Here is a 14,806-nt window from a genome sequence, read left to right as displayed (position 1 = left end):
ATACGATGGGACAAGCGGACAGTTGTCCGTTACCGGGAAAACGTAACGGACAACTGTCCGCTTAACAAGGGTCCGGTTTCGGCCACGGCCCGCGAGGAGAGCGAGTGCGGCAGAACAAGGACGCTCCCCTGCGCTCGGACGCGCAGCGCAACCGCGAGCGCATCCTGGAGGTGGCGCTGGTCGAGCTGACGCGCTCGGCGGACGCCCCGCTGAGCACGATCGCCAAGAAGGCGGGCGTCGGGCAGGGCACCTTCTACCGCCACTTCCCCACCCGCGAGGCACTCGTCCTGGAGATCTACCGACACGAGATGCAGCAGGTCGCCGACACCGCGGCAGCGCTGCTGGAGAGCCGGGAGCCGGACCGGGCGCTGCGCGAATGGATGGACCGGCTCGCGCGGTTCGCCATGGCCAAGGCGGGCCTGGCCGACGCCATCCGCCAGGCCACCAGCGCGCCGGGGCAGCCGGCGAAGCCCGGGCACGCCCCGGTGACCGAGGCGGCCGAACGGCTGCTCCGGGCCGCCGAAAAGGCCGGCACCATCCGGCCCGGAATCACGGCGGACGACCTCTTCCTCGCCATCGGCGGGCTGTGGACGATCGACCCCCACAGCGACTGGCAGCCCCGCGTGACCCGGCTGCTCGACTTCGTCATGGACGCGCTGCGGGTGGGGGCGCCCGGGCGGTGACGCGGGCCCGGACGGCCACGCGGGTTTTGGCCCGTCCGGCCCGTCGGGCGATCGCCTCGCGGGCCAGGTCCGCGGTTCCACGAGCGCGGCGGCCGGCGCCGGCCGGGCGTGAGGGACCCACCCGACCTCGGAGTCCCCTGGCCCCGCCGGGACAGCCCGAGGAGCTCGCGGCCGCGCAGGCCGCTTCGGAGTCCCGGACCGGGCCCGTCACCGCCCCGGCCGCCCCCGTCGCCGAGACGCCCGCCACTCCCCCGGTGCCCCGCCTCCCCGCCGGGCGACTCGGGGTGGGCCCCGCCGTCCCCGTGCTCGAACTGCCTCGGTCCTGGGCCGAGGCCCGCACCGCCCTGCGGTTCACCGCCGAGGGCACCCCGCAGGATTCCGGCCCCCGGGTCGGGCACGCCGATGAACTGGGCGGTGTCGCGCTCCTCGCCGAAGTCGTCGCGCCGGGCGCGGAGCCGCCGCCGGACGTCCGCGCCCTCCAGGCCGCCGCGGCGACGACGACGCCCTGGCTGACGGCCACGCCTCACGCGGTGGTGTCCACGGCGAGCCTGCGGGCCGACGGCCGCCGAGATCAACGTCCACCACTCCACGCTCCAGGACCGCCTGGCCCATGCCGAGCACCTCCTCGGCTGGCCGATCCGCACCGCGCAGGGCCGGTTCCGGCTGCGACTGGCCCTCACGATGCGGCGCCTGACCCGGCCGTGACCCTCCCTCGTACGCCGGGCGGTGCCGCCGCACGCCCGGGCCGTGTTCGGGGACAGGCCCGATGGTGAGCTGCGCCGCCCTCGCGCCGCGCCACGTCGCCTCGCGCCGCCTCGCGCCGGGGAACCGCACCACACCGGCGTCACCGCCCCGCGAAACCACCCCTCGGCGTGATCCGGATCGCGTCGGTGGCCCGCCCCGGCGTCCTCGGCCTGCGGCAGACTGTCCGAGCGCCCTCCGTCCACGATTTCGGGAGCTTGAGGCATGAGCGTGCAGCGGTATCCCCTGACCGGGGTCACGGTGGTCAGCGTCGAGCAGGCCGTGGCGGCGCCCTACGCCACCCGGCAGCTCGCCGACCTCGGCGCCCGGGTGATCAAGGTGGAGCGGCCGGGCGGCGGCGACTTCGCGCGCCGGTACGACACGACCGTGCACGGCCACTCCAGCTATTTCGTCTGGCTCAACCGCTCCAAGGAGTCCCTCACGCTCGACCTGAAGGACCCCCGCGGCCGGGAGATCCTGCACGACCTCCTCGACGGCGCCGACGTCTTCGTGCAGAACCTCGCCCCCGGCGCCGCCGCCCGGCTCGGCCTGGACGCCGCGACCGTCACCGGCCGCCGCCCGGGCCTGATCCCCTGCACCGTCTCCGGCTACGGCACGACCGGGCCCTGGGCCGACCGCAAGGCCTACGACCTGCTCATGCAGTGCCAGACCGGGCTCGTGTCCCTGACCGGGACGCCCGAGGGGACCGCCCGGACCGGGATCTCCGTCGCCGACATCGCCGCCGGGATGTACGCCTACAGCGGCGTTCTCACGGCCCTGTACACGCGTGCCACCACCGGTGAGGCCCATCCCGTGGAGGTCTCCCTGTTCGAGGCGCTCGCGGAGTGGATGGGCCAGCCCGCCTACTACACCCGCTACGGCGGCACCCAGCCCCCGCGTCTGGGCACCCAGCACGCCACCATCGCGCCGTACGGCACGTACACCGCCGGTGACGGCAAAGAGGTGCTGTTCTCCATCCAGAACGAGCGAGAATGGATGGCCCTGTGCGCCGAGTTCCTCGGCCGGCCGGAGCTGGCCGACGATCCCCGGTTCGCCACCGGATCCGACCGTGTCACCCACCGCGAGGAGCTCAACGCCGTCGTCGCCGAGCGGTTCGCCCGTTCCGGCTCCGACGAGATCCTCAAGGACCTGGAGCGCATCGGCATCGCCTGCGCCGGGGTCAACGACGTGCCCGCCTTCCTGGACCACCCCGTGCTGGCCGCCCGCGGCCGCTGGAGCGAGGTCGAGGTGCCGGGCGCCACGGTGGAGGCCCTGCTCCCGCCCGCCGACCTCGCCGGGGTGCCCGCGCGCATGGACCCGGTCCCGGATGTGGGCGAGCACACCGAGGCGATCCTCACCGAACTGGGCCGCACCCCCGAGGAGGTGGCCGCCCTCCGCGCCGACGGAGTCGTCTGACCGGCGCATTCGGTTCAGCGCCGCCGCACATGGACACCTGCGGCCGGCGCCCCTGGTCCGAACGTCACCCGGAGACGGGCATCAGCTCACGAACCGTCCTCCGCGAGGGAGTCGGCGGCCGGTCGCGCCGCAGCCTCGGCCTCCTGCTTCTTCGACGCCCGCAGGCTGGTGAACGTCGTCACCGCCAGCACGAGCACGATGAAGCCCAGCGAGAACGGGATGCTGATCTCGGGGACATGGACGCCGGACTCGTGCAGCGCGTGCAGGACCAGCTTCACGCCGATGAAGCCGAGGATGATCGACAGGCCGTAGGAGAGGTGCACGAGCTTCTTCAGCAGGCCGCCGATGAGGAAGTACAGCTGGCGCAGCCCCATCAGGGCGAAGGCGTTCGCGGTGAAGACGATGTACGGGTCCTGGGTCAGCCCGTAGATGGCCGGGATCGAGTCGAGGGCGAACAGCACGTCCGTGGAGCCGATGGCGAGCATCACGACCAGCATCGGGGTCATGATCCGCTTGCCGTTCTCGGTGACGAACAGCCTGGTGCCGTGATAGCGGTCGGCCACGCCGAAGCGCCGCTCCGCGATCTTCAGCAGCTTGTTCTCCTGGTACTCCTCCTCGTGCTCCTCCTTGCGGGCGTCCTGGACCAGCTTCCAGGCGGTCCAGATCAGGAACGCGCCGAAGAGGTAGAACACCCAGGAGAAGGCGGAGATGATCGCCGCGCCGGCCGCGATGAACACCGCCCGCAGCACCAGCGCCATCAGAACGCCGATCATCAGCACCCGCTGCTGGTACTGCGAGGGCACCGCGAACTTGCCCATGATCAGCACGAAGACGAAGAGGTTGTCGACGCTGAGGGACTTCTCGGTGATGTACCCGGCGAAGAACTCACCGGTGGGCCCGCTCCCACCGAAGTACCACACAACCCCAGGCCGAACAGCACGGCCAGGACGATCCACACCACCGTCCACGTCCCGGCTTCCCTGAGGGACACGTCATGCGGTTTGCGTCCGACGAAGAAGTCGACGGCGACCAGCACGCACAGGGCTGCCACGGTGAGCAGCCACACGGTCAGCGAGACGTTCACTTGGTACTCCTGGTGCGGTGTGGGGGAGGACATGATGATCCGTGGTGGCTGGTTTCCGCCACACCTTCCAGGTGAACAGTGGGTCAAAGCTGCACGTGCCGGAGCGCCTCCAGGACGTCCTGGTCCGTCAGTTGGCCGAAGTTCTCGTACCACAGGCCCACGGCCATGAACGCGGCCGGCCGGTGCAGACAGATCACCTCGTCGGCCTCGGCGCGCATCAGGCCGGCTCCCTCCGGGGAGCACACGGGTGCGGCCAGCAGCACCCGCGCGGGTGCCTGACGGCGGACGAAGCGCAGCGCGGCACGGGCCGTGGAGCCGGTCGCCAGACCGTCGTCGACCACGATCACGGTCCGCCCGCGCAGGTCCGGGGCAGGTCGGCCCTGCCGGTACAGCCGCTCGCGGCGGCGCAGTTCGGCGCGCTCCCGTTCGATGACGGGGGCGAGGGCGCTCTCGCGGATGCCGAGGTGGCGCAGGGCGTCCTCGTCCAGCAGCGGCACCTCGTCGCCGGCCATCGCGCCCACGCCGAGCTCCTCCTGGTGGGGTGCCCCGATCTTGCGGACGACGAGCACGTCGAGCGGGGCGTCGAGGGCGGCCGCGACCTCGCGTGCCACGGCGACGCCCCCGCGGGGCAGGGCGAGGACGATGGGCTCGGGCAGGTCCCCTTCGCGCTGCCGGGTGCGCAGTGTTTCGGCCAGTTCCTCACCGGCCTGCCGGCGATCACGGAACCGCATGACGGTCACCTCCGCTTCCGTGACGGAGAGGCCCCCGCCCGGGCCGGTCCATCCGGGCCGGTCCGGGCCGGTCCGGCTTCCGCGTACCCCCGGCCCCGCGGGCCGATACGCGCCCGCCGGTCACCGGCCCGTGGCGTCCCGCACCCGCTCGTCGCACCACTGCCGGGCCGTCTCGGTGACCTGGTCGAGCGCGCCCGGTTCCTCGAACAGGTGGGTGGCGCCGGGCACCACGTGGAGGGTGTGCGGGCCGGGCAGCCTCCGGGCCGCCTCCTCGTTGAGCCGCAGCACGTGCGTGTCCCGGCCGCCCACGATCAGCAGCACCGGTGCCTCCACCTGGTCCAGGGCGTCACCCGCCAGGTCGGGGCGTCCGCCGCGTGAGACGACCGCCCGTACCAGGCCGGGGCGCCGTGCGGCGGCGACGAGGGCCGCGGCCGCGCCGGTGCTGGCACCGAACAGGACGACGGGCAGGTCCGCGGTGCCGGGTTCACTCGCCAGCCAGTCGAGGGCCGCCGTCAGCCGGCGGCCCAGGAGGGCGATGTCGAAGCGGAGTTCGGCGGTGACGGCGTCCTGCCGTTCCTCCTCCTCGGTGAGCAGGTCGATCAGCAGGGTGCCGAGCCCGGCGGTACGCAGGCCGGCGGCGACCGCACGGTTGCGGGGGCTGTGCCGGGAGCTGCCGCTGCCGTGCGCGAACAGCACGACCGCGTGGGCGTCCGGCGGCACGGTGAGGTCACCGGGGAGCGCGGCGCCCCCGGCGGGTACGGTGACGGTCCGGGAGATCATCGTCGGCCTCCTCTCCCCCATCTCCCTCATCTCGGCCTTTTCGCCCCCACCGCTCTGCCTCTTCCCCCCATCGCTCGACCGCCCCCGTTTCCCGTGGTACCCGCCCCGGGGCGGACGTCCCATGGCGTGGCGCGATCCGTGGGATGCGTGTCGTTGACGCCACGCGACGGGCCGGTGGAGCGTGGGGGGTGTGACCGATCGCCGTGTCGTCTTCGTCGTCTTCGACGGTTTCCAGCCGCTCGACCTCACCGGGCCGCACGAGGTGTTCCACAGCGCGGGCGGGTACGCCTGCGAGGTCGTGGCGCCCCGGGCGGGGCCGGTCCGGTCGGTGAGCGGGCTGCTCGTGCACGCCGGGCACGGCGTGGCGGAGCTCGACCCGGCCGCTGCGGACACCCTCGTGGTGGTGGGCGGCCGGGGCGTCGACCGGGCCCGTCAGGACGAGGCGCTGGTCGCCTGGATCGCCGCCGCCGCGGCCGGTGCCCGACGGGTGGCCTCGGTCTGCAGCGGGGTATTCCTGCTGGCGGCCGCCGGGCTGCTGGAGGGGCGGCGGGTCACCACGCACTGGGCACGCGGGCGGCAGTTGGCCCGGGAGCATCCCGGAGTGCGCGTGGACTGCGACCCGATCTTCGTCCGGGACGGCCGGGTGTGGACGTCGGCCGGGGTGACGGCCGGGATGGACCTCGCGCTCGCCCTGGTGGAGGACGACCTGGGCCGGGACGTCGCGCACGAGGTGGCCCGCCGGCTGGTGCTGTTCCTGCGCCGCCCGGGCGGCCAGTCCCAGTTCAGCGTGGCGCTGTGGTCACGGCAGCCGGCGACGGACCCGGTGCGGGCCGCCGTCGCCGCGATCCACGCCGATCCGGGCGCCCGGCACGACATCGCAGGTCTCGCCGCGCACGCCGGCCTGAGCCCGCGCCACCTGCAACGCCGCTTCACCGCCGAACTCGGCACGCCGCCGGGCGCGTACGTCGAACGGGTGCGGGTCGAGGCGGCCCGGCGCGCGCTCACGGAGGGGGACGAGCCGGTCGAGGCCATCGCGCGCCGCTGCGGTTTCTCGACGGCCGAGACCCTCCGCCGGACGTTCCACCGCCGGCTCGGTGTCGCGCCGTCGGACTACCGCGCCAGGTTCCGCTCCACCGCGGGCCTCCTGGCGGATCCCGCGGAGAAAGGCAGAAGCACATGACGACCTACGGCCTGCTGGTCTTCGAGGACGCCGAGGAGCTCGACTTCGTGGGGCCCTGGGAGGTGTTCACCGTCTCGGCGCGACTCCGCGGCGGCGCCGACACGGCTGTCCTCATCGCGGAGCACCCCGGGCCCGTGCGCTGCGACAAGGGGTTGCGGGTCCTGCCCGACCACACCCTGGAGGACCATCCGCCGCTGGACGTGCTGCACGTGCCGGGCGGGCGGGGCGCGCGTGAGGTCCAGCCGGACAACCCGGTGGTCACCGACTGGATCGGGAAGACGGCGCAGCGGACGGCGTGGGTGCACGGCGTGTGCACCGGCACGTTCCTGCTGCACGCCGCCGGACCCGCCCGGGGACGCCGGGTGGCCACGCACCGCGATCACGAGGACACCTTGGAAGCGCGGGGGGACGTGACCGTGGTCCGGGACGCTCGCTATGTCGTGGACGGCGGTCTGGTCACCAGCCAGGGTGTCTCGGCCGGTATCGACAGCGCGTTGTGGCTGGTCGGCCGGTTGCACGGGCGGGAGCACGCGCGGGCCGTGCGGCGTTCCCTCCAGTACGACCCGGCGCCGCCCTACCTCGCGGACGAGCCTGTCTGATCGACTGGACGGGTGACCGGGCCGCATGGGTGGGCGGGCCGGGGGCAGGTGATGTTGATGGGTGGTGACACGGGCGACGGCGGGCAGGGACGGCAGCCGGGCGAGTGCGGACACCGGGCGGTGCCGCGTGCCGGCGATATCCGGATCGAGGCGTGGGCGGCGTGCAGAGAGCACTGTCTGGCCGAGGCCGTGCTGGCGATGGTGGAGTGTTTCGCCGATGTCTCCGGGGTGCGGCCCACCGCCGTGGACCGGGTGCGGCTGTCCGAGGCCAGTGACGACGATCTGCTCGCCTCGCTGCTCGACGAGATCATCTTCCGGCTGGAGGTGTACGGCCAGGTCCCCGTGGACGTGGAGGCGGACGAGGCCGACGGCGGTCTGGACGTGCGGCTGGCGGTCACGGGCATCGCGGACGTGGAGATCACGGGGGCGGTTCCGACGGCGGTGGCGTGGGACCGGCTGCGGATCGGGCCGGACCCGTTCGGGTGGTCGTGTGCGGTGAGCGTGGACGCCTGATCCCGGCGCGCGGACGCCCGGCCCTGAGGAGTGGGCGCCGGGCCCCGGTCGATCCGGCCCGAGCCGTGTGTCCGCGGACCCCCGGGGGTACCCCGGGCCACATGACCGGCATCGAACTCAGCAGCGACGCGTTCAACGACCACTCCTTCCTCGCGCGCCGGTACGCGTACGAAGGGCCGAACATCTCTCCCCCGCTGAGCTGGAGCGGCGTACCGGACGACGCGGCCGAACTGGTTCTGCTGTGCGAGGACCCCGACGCCCCGTCGGGCACCTTCGCGCACTGGGTCGTGGTCGGCATCGACCCGCACAGCGACGGCGTGGCGGCCGGGCAGAGCCCACCGGGCGGTACGGAACTCGTCAACGGCTTCGGTCAGCCCGGCTGGGGCGGCCCGCATCCCCCGCCGGGCGACGACGCCCACCACTACGTCTTCCGGCTCTACGCCCTGTCGGAGCCGTGCGTCCTGCCCGACGCCCCGCGCGCCGACCAGGTGCACGCGGAGGTCGACAAGCGCCGCCTCGCGGACGGAACGCTCGTGGGGCTGTACCAGCGCTGAGCCCTCACCCCGGCGACACAACGAGTAGTTGTGACGCAGGTGCGTGACGGTTGTTTGCCGCCCGGCCCGCCTCTCGCTTGGATGACTCCCGGACAACACCGGGTTGTCCGGGAGAGCGGGGAGTGCGCCGGGTATGGCGGGCAGGCGGTCGCTGGGGCGGCGGTTCGGGTGGCTGTGGGGCGCGTACGCGGTCAGCACGGCCGGCACATGGCTCGCGTTCGACGCGTTCGCCCTGATCGCGGTCCTGGCGCTGGACGCCGGGCCGGCGCAGGTGTCGCTGCTGGCCGCGGTGGGACCGGCGGTCGGTGCCGCCGTGTCGGTGCCGCTCGGGCCGTGGGTCGAGGTGCGCCGCAAACGGCCGGTGATGATGGCGACGGACCTGATCCGGTGCCTGGTGCTGCTGAGCGTCCCTGCGGCGTTCACCCTCGGCCGGCTCGGCTTCGCCCAGCTGCTGCTGGTGTCGGTGGTGGTGGCGGCGTCCGACATCACCTTCAACGCGGCGGCCGGGGCGTTCCTCAAGGACCTGCTGCCACGGCAGGACCTGCTCGTGGCGAACGGCCGGTTCGAGGCGACGACGTGGACCGCGAGCATGGTCGGGCCACCGCTGGGCGGGGCCGCGATCGGCCTGTTCGGGCCGGTGACGACGGTGGTGGCCGACGCCGTGAGCTATCTGCTCTCGGCGGCCGGTCTCCGGGCGATCGGCGACGCCGAGAAGCCCCCGGCGCGGACGGAACCGGCGGTGACCCGGGCCGGTGACCTGCTCGACGGCTGGCGCCACATCCTGGCCGACCCGGTCCTGCGGCCGCTGTTCTTCAACTCACTCGTCGTGAACTCCCTCATCATGGCGGGGTCCCCGCCGCTGCTGATCCTGATGGTCCACGACCTGCACTTCGCCCCGTGGCAGTACGCCCTCGCCTTCGCGGTGCCCTGCACCGGCGGCCTGCTCGGCTCCCGCCTGGCCCCCCGCCTCGTGGCGCGTCACGGCCGGCACCGGGTCCTGTTCACCGCGGGGGCGCTGCGGGCCTGCTGGCCGGTCGGCCTGGTCCTCACCGGTCCCGGCGCGTCCGGTCTGGTCCTGGTCATGCTGGTCGAGTTCGGCCTGATCGCCTGCTGCGGCGTGTTCAACCCGGTCCTCGCCACGCATCGCCTCGACCGCACCCCCAGGGACCGCGTCACGCGCACGCTGGCCGCCTGGTCGGCCACCGGCAAGGCCGTCACCGCGGCGACGACCGCCCTGTGGGGTGTGCTGGCCGCCCGGACCGGTCCCCGGACGGCCCTCGCGCTGGCCGGTGTCCTGCTGCTCACCACGCCGCTGCTGCTCCCCCGCCGGGAGCACGCCACGGGGACCGGCTCCGAACCGGCCCCCGTGGCGGTGGAACAGGACGGCGGCTGACCGACCCGGCCGGATCAGACCGCCCCGGGCACGTCCTCCGTGACTCCGTTCAGCTCCGAAGCCGGATCGCTGCCGTACGGGCGGGTCAGTATTTCCATGCCGTGACCAGCCGGGTCGAGGAAGTAGACGCCTCGGCCGCCGTCGTTGCGGTTGATACGGCGGGGGTGGTTGCCGTGCGGGTCGGCCTGGATGGGGATCCGGGCCTTCACGAGGCGGGCCAGCGCCTCGTCGAACTCGTCCTCGGAGACGAGGAACGCGTAGTGCTGCATGGGGATGTCGGCGTCGATGGTGAGGAAGTCCAGCGTGACGCCGTTGGCGGTCGTCACCGGCAGGAACACCCCGGTCGGTGCCCCGACTTCGAGTCCGAGGATCTCTGCGAGGAAGTGAGCGGACTTCTCCCGGTCACGGGACAGGACGATGGTGTGATTGAACTCGACTGACACGGTTGAATGCCTCCACGGGCATCTCCGCGGCGCCTCCATGCCTCACCCGGACGGTGACCGGCACGCGATGCCGCGCGCAGGATCGTAGGCAGCGGCGGCGGACGCCGTCGAGCGGTTTTCGGCCGTGTTCCGCGGACGCCGAAGGGGCGGCCGTGCGGACGCCGAGGGGGCGGCCGGAGAACCGGCCGCCCCGTGTGGCGAGTCGTGGGGCTCAGTACCAGCCGGTGTACACCAGGTCGTGGCCGTCGCACGCGAGCAGGGCGCGCGAGACGCGGCCGTTGAGGTTGTTGCCCATCTTCGTGTACGCGTAGTTGATGCCGGAGTCGACGGTCTCCGAGACCCAGCCGTCGGTGCGGCCGACGCCGCTGTCGGAGCGCTGCAGCACGGCTTCGCAGCCGGGCCGGGAGTTCTCGATCCGGGCGAACGAGCCGCACTTGTCGGAGTAGAAGTACTTCAGCGCCATGCCCTCGGCGTACTTGGTGGCTCCGATCTGCCGGAAGGAACCGGTGCAGAAGGAGGTGGTGGGGTACTGCCCCTCCTGCCCGTACAGCCCGTAGTTGCCGCCCGAGTACGACTGGGCCTGGGCGGTGGTCGGAAGGAGCGCCATCACCGCGGCGGCGCCCCCCGCGGCCAGCAGTGTCCTGAGTGATCGGCGGCTCATGAGCCCTCTTTCGTGTGTCGGCGGGTGATGCGGTCGGGCGCGACGGCCGGCCCCGGCCGTCGCTCGCTGGTCGTGACCGTACGGGGCGCCACCACACCGCCGACACCTGACATTCGTCAGGGTTCGAAGCCGCAGTCCGTTCCCTGCTCGGCCGGGCCCTGACATTCGTCAGGACCGCTCGCCGCGTCCGGGCTCCTATCGTGGCGCCGCGGGCCGAGGCCCCGCGGGACCACCCGGGCGATACAGGAAGGGCAACCATGCGCATGCTCCTGCGCGGCGCGGCCGCGCTCGCGGCCGTCGTCACGGTCGCGTCACTCACGAGCGGTGCGGCGGCACAACCCCGGACGGGGAAACCCGCCGGAACCGTCCAGATCTCCCAAGCGCAGATCCCGCCCGGTGTCACCGCCGGAGTGGCCGTCTTCGACCGTGAGGCCGGCACGTTCACCGAACAGGTCAACGCGAGCGCGCAGTTCCGGTCCGCTTCGATCGTGAAGCTTCTGCTGGTCCTGGACTTCCTGTGGGACCGCGGGCCGGACTACACCATTCCCGCGGCGGACCGCGCCCGGCTGGAGCCGATGCTGCGCGGCAGCGACGACAACGCCGCGAATCACTACTGGTCGACGTACGGCGGCCCTGCGATCATCAAGCGGATGACCGAGCGGTCCGCGGTCGGTCTGCGCGACACGGCTGCACCTCCCGCCGGCTACGAGGGCTTCTGGGGCTACACCGCCCTCTCCGCCCGGGACACCGTGTCGATCTACCGGTACATCCTGGAGAAGGCACCCGCGCCCGTCCGGGACTTCATCATGGACAACCTGCGCCGCTCCACGCGCTGTTCGGCCACCGACCACTTCGACCAGCACTTCGGTGTCGCGGGGGCGTTCGACCGGCCCTGGGCGGTGAAGCAGGGCTGGTCCGGGAAGTTCGCCGAGGGCACGTGCGGGCCCGATACGGCCTCCTCGGCATCACGGGCGGAGCCGGCCGCTCCCGCCCCTTCAGGCGTAGCACCCCGTGCCGCGGCGGGCGTGAACCTCACCCGCCCCGCGCTGCACACCACCGGAACGGTGGGCCCCGACGACCGCTCGATCGTGGCCGTGCTGACACTGCACCAGGACGGCACGTCGTACGGCAAGGCGTACACCGACCTGGGCGTCCTGACCCGCTCCCTGAACGTGCCGGGGGCGAAGCGGCCCGCCGGGACCTGGTTCGGCACCTGGGGCGAGTTGGTGAGCGTCCGCAGGGGCCCGAGCACCGGCGACGAGCGTATGACCCGGCTCCCGGCCGGCGTCGAGGTCCTCGTGAGCTGCCAGATCCGGGGCGAGGAGGTCAGCGTGCCGCCGTACACCAACGACTGGTGGGCGTACCTGCCGCAGTACGGGGGTTACATCTCCAGCATCTACATCAGCTCGCCGGACAACCGGCTGCCGAACGTCCCGGAGTGCGGCTCGCCGCGGCCGTGACGGGAGCGGGGGACGAGCGGTGGGCGGGGCGTCGGCCCCGCCCACCGCTCGCGTGCGTGCGGCTCAGCTCTGGTACTCGGCGAGGTAGCGCATCACCTTGTCCACGTGCGGCCGGACCCGCTGCGGCACACCGCGTTCCTCGATGACCGTGCGGTCACTGGTGCGGTAGCCGGCGGCGACCAGCGCGGGCAGGTCCTTCTTCGGCAGGCCGGCCTGCTTGAACCGCTGGTCGAGCCAGCACACGTACAGGCTCATGGTGGAGATCGCGTCCGGCGGCGACATGTGGTCCTTGTCCCCGTCGCCGTCCCCGTCCACCGCCCAGGCGCGGAACACCGACGGCGTCCACATGGCGATGCCGTACTCCTCGCTCGCCGGGCGGGAGGCCTTCGGGTCGAAGTTGCTCTCGGCCTTGATCAGCGCGGCGAGCAGGGCGGGGGTGATCTCCTCGTCGGAGCAGCGGTGGGCCGCGCGGGCGATGACGGGGCGCAGCGCCTCCGGTACGTCGGAGTCCTCGGGGATCTCACCGGTCGGCCGGCCGGGGGTGCCGGTGACGGTGGGGGTCGCGCCGCCGCGCTCATCGTCCTGGCCGCCTCCTCCGCCTCCCCCGAGCAGGGCGGCCCCGGCGACCGCGGCGGCGGTGAGGACGATCAGCCCGGCCGCGACCGCGGGCGCCGTCCGTCTTCGGCGGCGGTGGGGCCCGCCGGTGACGGCCTCCACGCGGGCGGCGACACTGGCGGCCGTGTGCGGGAGGCGGCCGGCGTGGTCGGGGGCCAGGCAGTCGGCGATCAGCCGGCGCAAATCCTCGTCCAGCCCGGCGTCGAGCCGCAGGGGCGCGGTGCCGCGGGCGTAGGTCTGGGCGGCGAGCGAGCGGGCCCGGGCCGTCGCACCCGGGAAGGGGTGCAGGCCGCCGGTGAGCACCTGGTGGGCGAGGACGCCGAAGGCCCAGATGTCGGCCGTGGGCCGGACGACGGCGCCCTGGGTCCCGGTGCGCTGGGACCACCACTCGGGCGGCAGGTGGTCGAGGGTGCCCAGGGGCGGCAAGTGGGCGTGGGTGCCGTCCAGTTCGGCGGTGAGGCCGAAGTCGGCCAGCCAGACCTGGCCGTCGGGGCCCAGCAGGACGTTGGCGGGTTTGAGGTCGCCGTGCACCCAGCCGGCGTCGTGCATGTGGGCGAGCCCGGCGGCGACGCCGCGCAGCACGCGGTCGGCGTCGGCGATCGGCCCGCCGGTGTCCGCGGCGTCCAGCACGTCCTTCAGGCTGGCCTCGGCCCGGTCCATGACCAGTGCGATCGCGCCGTCCAGGGTGGGCAGCCGGGGGGCCTCGACGGTGCACACGGCGTGGGTGCGGACGAGGTGGGGGTGGTCGGCCTCCGCGCTGAACCGGACCTCGCGGGCCACGAGTTCGCCGAGCGCGGCACGCTGCCCGGGGCCCAGGGAGCCGGTCGGCAGCACCTTCACGGCCACGGGCGTGCCGTCGGCGACGGCACGGGCCTCGTAGACGGTCCCCCAGCCGCCGGAGCCGATGACCGGGCCCAGTTCCCAGCCCTCGATGCGGAACCCCTGCGGGAGCCGGGGCGGGCGGGGCGTCTCCAGCTCGTCGTCCCGTTCCTCGGGCGTGGTCACGCGCCTGCCTCCTGCGGGTCCGTGAGGCGGCCGGCGGTGGCGCGGGGCGGCAGCAGTGCGAGGTGCTCCTCGCGGACCAGGCCGAAGCGCAGGGCGACGGAGGCGAGCCGGGTGCGTTTGGCGCCGGTGCGGCCGCCGTCGGCCGTGGCCGCGGTGTCCTCGCCGAGGTCGAGGCGCAGTTTGGTGAAGGCCAGGTAGTCGATGTGGTAGTTGACCGCGGAGCGGGTCAGATCGCGGCAGGACGCCAGCGGCCGCAGCCGCTCCACGATCTGTCCGACGCCGGGCAGAGCGGAGTCGGAGGGGTCGCGCAGCCGGGGTTCGCACAGGGCCACCAGGACGAGGAAGTACTTCGACGTCGGGTCCAGGGCGAAGGGGTGCACGGTCTGTTCGCCGCCGCCCGGCACGGACTGCTCGCCGAGATAGGCGTGCTGGGGTGCGAAGACCTTGAACGCGGCGGTGCCGGACAGGGCGGGCAGCACCACGCGGGAGAACTCGAAGGGCACGGGCGCCCCGAGCCGCCCCGGCGCGACGGTCAGGTACTCGCCGGCCCCTTCCAGGTTCTCCACGACGTACGAGACGCTGCGGCTGAAGTTGGACAGCCGCCAGTAGTCCCCGGCCGCTTCCAGTTGCCCGGCCCGGCGGGAGATCCCCGGGTCGGTCAAGACGATGCGGACCCCCGATCCGCCGCGCCCGAAGTCGGCGATGTCCCCCGGCCCCAGGTGGATCAGTTCGGGACTGCCCGTTCCCTCCGCGCCCCACTGGTCGGTACCGGGCAATTGCACGATGATCGTTTCCACGCGGACTCCCCCGCTGATGTCGCCCCCGATTTGGTCGCGAGGATTGTACGGTCGGCCCCCGCGCCCGGCGGGGCCGCTCAGCGGGCGGTTTTCAGGCGTGGTCCGCGCCCGCTCGCGACGGCGCCGACGCCGGCAATCTCTGTCACGCCGA

14 protein-coding genes and 2 pseudogenes are annotated in these 14,806 nt (G+C 73.4%); 9 read left to right on the top strand and 7 right to left on the bottom strand.

Going from position 1 to position 14,806, the window contains the following annotated elements; genetic code table 11:
* Positions 1-104: 104 nt before the first annotated feature.
* From AC0665_RS12320 to AC0665_RS12310, 3 genes and pseudogenes are all read left to right on the top strand, one after another.
* Positions 105-683 carry a TetR/AcrR family transcriptional regulator gene (locus tag AC0665_RS12320; protein WP_478704943.1) on the top strand — a complete coding sequence of 193 codons (579 nt, stop codon included), beginning with the start codon at positions 105-107 and terminating at the stop codon, positions 681-683.
* Positions 684-802: 119 nt separating this feature from the next.
* Positions 803-1,388 (top strand): annotated as a pseudogene (locus tag AC0665_RS12315) (helix-turn-helix domain-containing protein); the annotation flags it as partial.
* Positions 1,389-1,649: 261 nt separating this feature from the next.
* The gene (locus tag AC0665_RS12310) at positions 1,650-2,840 is read left to right on the top strand and encodes a CaiB/BaiF CoA transferase family protein (protein ID WP_468404384.1); all 1,191 of its coding nucleotides are present in this window, start codon (positions 1,650-1,652) and stop codon (positions 2,838-2,840) included.
* 86 nt (positions 2,841-2,926) lie between these two features.
* On the opposite strand, the pseudogene AC0665_RS12305 reads toward AC0665_RS12310, so the two are convergent.
* The 3 genes and pseudogenes from AC0665_RS12305 to AC0665_RS12295 all read right to left on the bottom strand — a co-directional run bounded on the left by AC0665_RS12305 (position 2,927) and on the right by AC0665_RS12295 (position 5,435).
* Positions 2,927-3,924, bottom strand: a pseudogene (locus tag AC0665_RS12305) (TerC family protein).
* 83 nt (positions 3,925-4,007) lie between these two features.
* A complete protein-coding gene (locus tag AC0665_RS12300; protein WP_478605711.1) occupies positions 4,008-4,655 on the bottom strand; it encodes a phosphoribosyltransferase in 648 nt (215 codons plus the stop codon).
* Positions 4,656-4,775: 120 nt separating this feature from the next.
* Positions 4,776-5,435, bottom strand: coding sequence for a dienelactone hydrolase family protein (locus tag AC0665_RS12295; RefSeq protein ID WP_478704942.1), 660 nt, complete (start codon positions 5,433-5,435; stop codon positions 4,776-4,778).
* 190 nt (positions 5,436-5,625) lie between these two features.
* Here AC0665_RS12295 and AC0665_RS12290 point away from each other — a divergent pair, with 190 nt between their 5' ends.
* From AC0665_RS12290 to AC0665_RS12270, 5 genes are all read left to right on the top strand, one after another.
* Positions 5,626-6,615 (top strand): GlxA family transcriptional regulator, encoded by a 990-nt coding sequence (locus tag AC0665_RS12290; RefSeq protein ID WP_478704941.1) that lies wholly within the window; start codon positions 5,626-5,628, stop codon positions 6,613-6,615.
* A complete protein-coding gene (locus AC0665_RS12285) occupies positions 6,612-7,214 on the top strand; it encodes a DJ-1/PfpI family protein (RefSeq protein ID WP_478704940.1) in 603 nt (200 codons plus the stop codon). Before AC0665_RS12290 ends, AC0665_RS12285 begins: the two co-directional genes overlap by 4 nt.
* 57 nt (positions 7,215-7,271) lie before the next feature.
* The gene (locus AC0665_RS12280; RefSeq protein WP_468404375.1) at positions 7,272-7,727 is read left to right on the top strand and encodes an archease; all 456 of its coding nucleotides are present in this window, start codon (positions 7,272-7,274) and stop codon (positions 7,725-7,727) included.
* A 101-nt stretch (positions 7,728-7,828) separates the two neighbouring features.
* Positions 7,829-8,281, top strand: coding sequence for a YbhB/YbcL family Raf kinase inhibitor-like protein (locus AC0665_RS12275; protein WP_468632773.1), 453 nt, complete (start codon positions 7,829-7,831; stop codon positions 8,279-8,281).
* Between the two features lie 133 nt (positions 8,282-8,414).
* Positions 8,415-9,674, top strand: a complete 1,260-nt coding sequence (locus AC0665_RS12270; RefSeq protein ID WP_478605719.1) for an MFS transporter — start codon at positions 8,415-8,417, stop codon at positions 9,672-9,674.
* 14 nt (positions 9,675-9,688) lie between these two features.
* Here AC0665_RS12270 and AC0665_RS12265 read toward each other — a convergent pair whose 3' ends face one another.
* Both AC0665_RS12265 and AC0665_RS12260 read right to left on the bottom strand, forming a co-directional pair.
* Positions 9,689-10,117, bottom strand: coding sequence for a VOC family protein (locus AC0665_RS12265; protein WP_363116602.1), 429 nt, complete (start codon positions 10,115-10,117; stop codon positions 9,689-9,691).
* 211 nt (positions 10,118-10,328) lie between these two features.
* Positions 10,329-10,778, bottom strand: coding sequence for a hypothetical protein (locus AC0665_RS12260; RefSeq protein WP_478605721.1), 450 nt, complete (start codon positions 10,776-10,778; stop codon positions 10,329-10,331).
* Positions 10,779-11,035: 257 nt separating this feature from the next.
* On the opposite strand from AC0665_RS12260, the gene AC0665_RS12255 reads away from it, so the two are divergent.
* Positions 11,036-12,238, top strand: coding sequence for a serine hydrolase (locus AC0665_RS12255; protein ID WP_478704939.1), 1,203 nt, complete (start codon positions 11,036-11,038; stop codon positions 12,236-12,238).
* A gap of 63 nt (positions 12,239-12,301) precedes the next feature.
* Here AC0665_RS12255 and AC0665_RS12250 read toward each other — a convergent pair whose 3' ends face one another.
* Together AC0665_RS12250 and AC0665_RS12245 are read right to left on the bottom strand one after the other, a co-directional pair.
* The gene (locus AC0665_RS12250; protein WP_478605726.1) at positions 12,302-13,858 is read right to left on the bottom strand and encodes a protein kinase domain-containing protein; all 1,557 of its coding nucleotides are present in this window, start codon (positions 13,856-13,858) and stop codon (positions 12,302-12,304) included.
* On the bottom strand, positions 13,855-14,655 hold the full coding sequence (locus AC0665_RS12245) for a serine/threonine protein kinase (RefSeq protein ID WP_468404364.1): 801 nt from the start codon (positions 14,653-14,655) through the stop codon (positions 13,855-13,857). The genes AC0665_RS12250 and AC0665_RS12245 overlap by 4 nt, the downstream gene beginning before the upstream one ends.
* Between the last annotated feature and the right edge of the window lie 151 nt (positions 14,656-14,806).

The organism is Streptomyces sp. NPDC043685, from assembly GCF_056436585.1.
The sequence above is the reverse complement of the archived record's forward strand: the minus strand, read 5'-3'. Positions and strand labels throughout refer to the sequence as shown.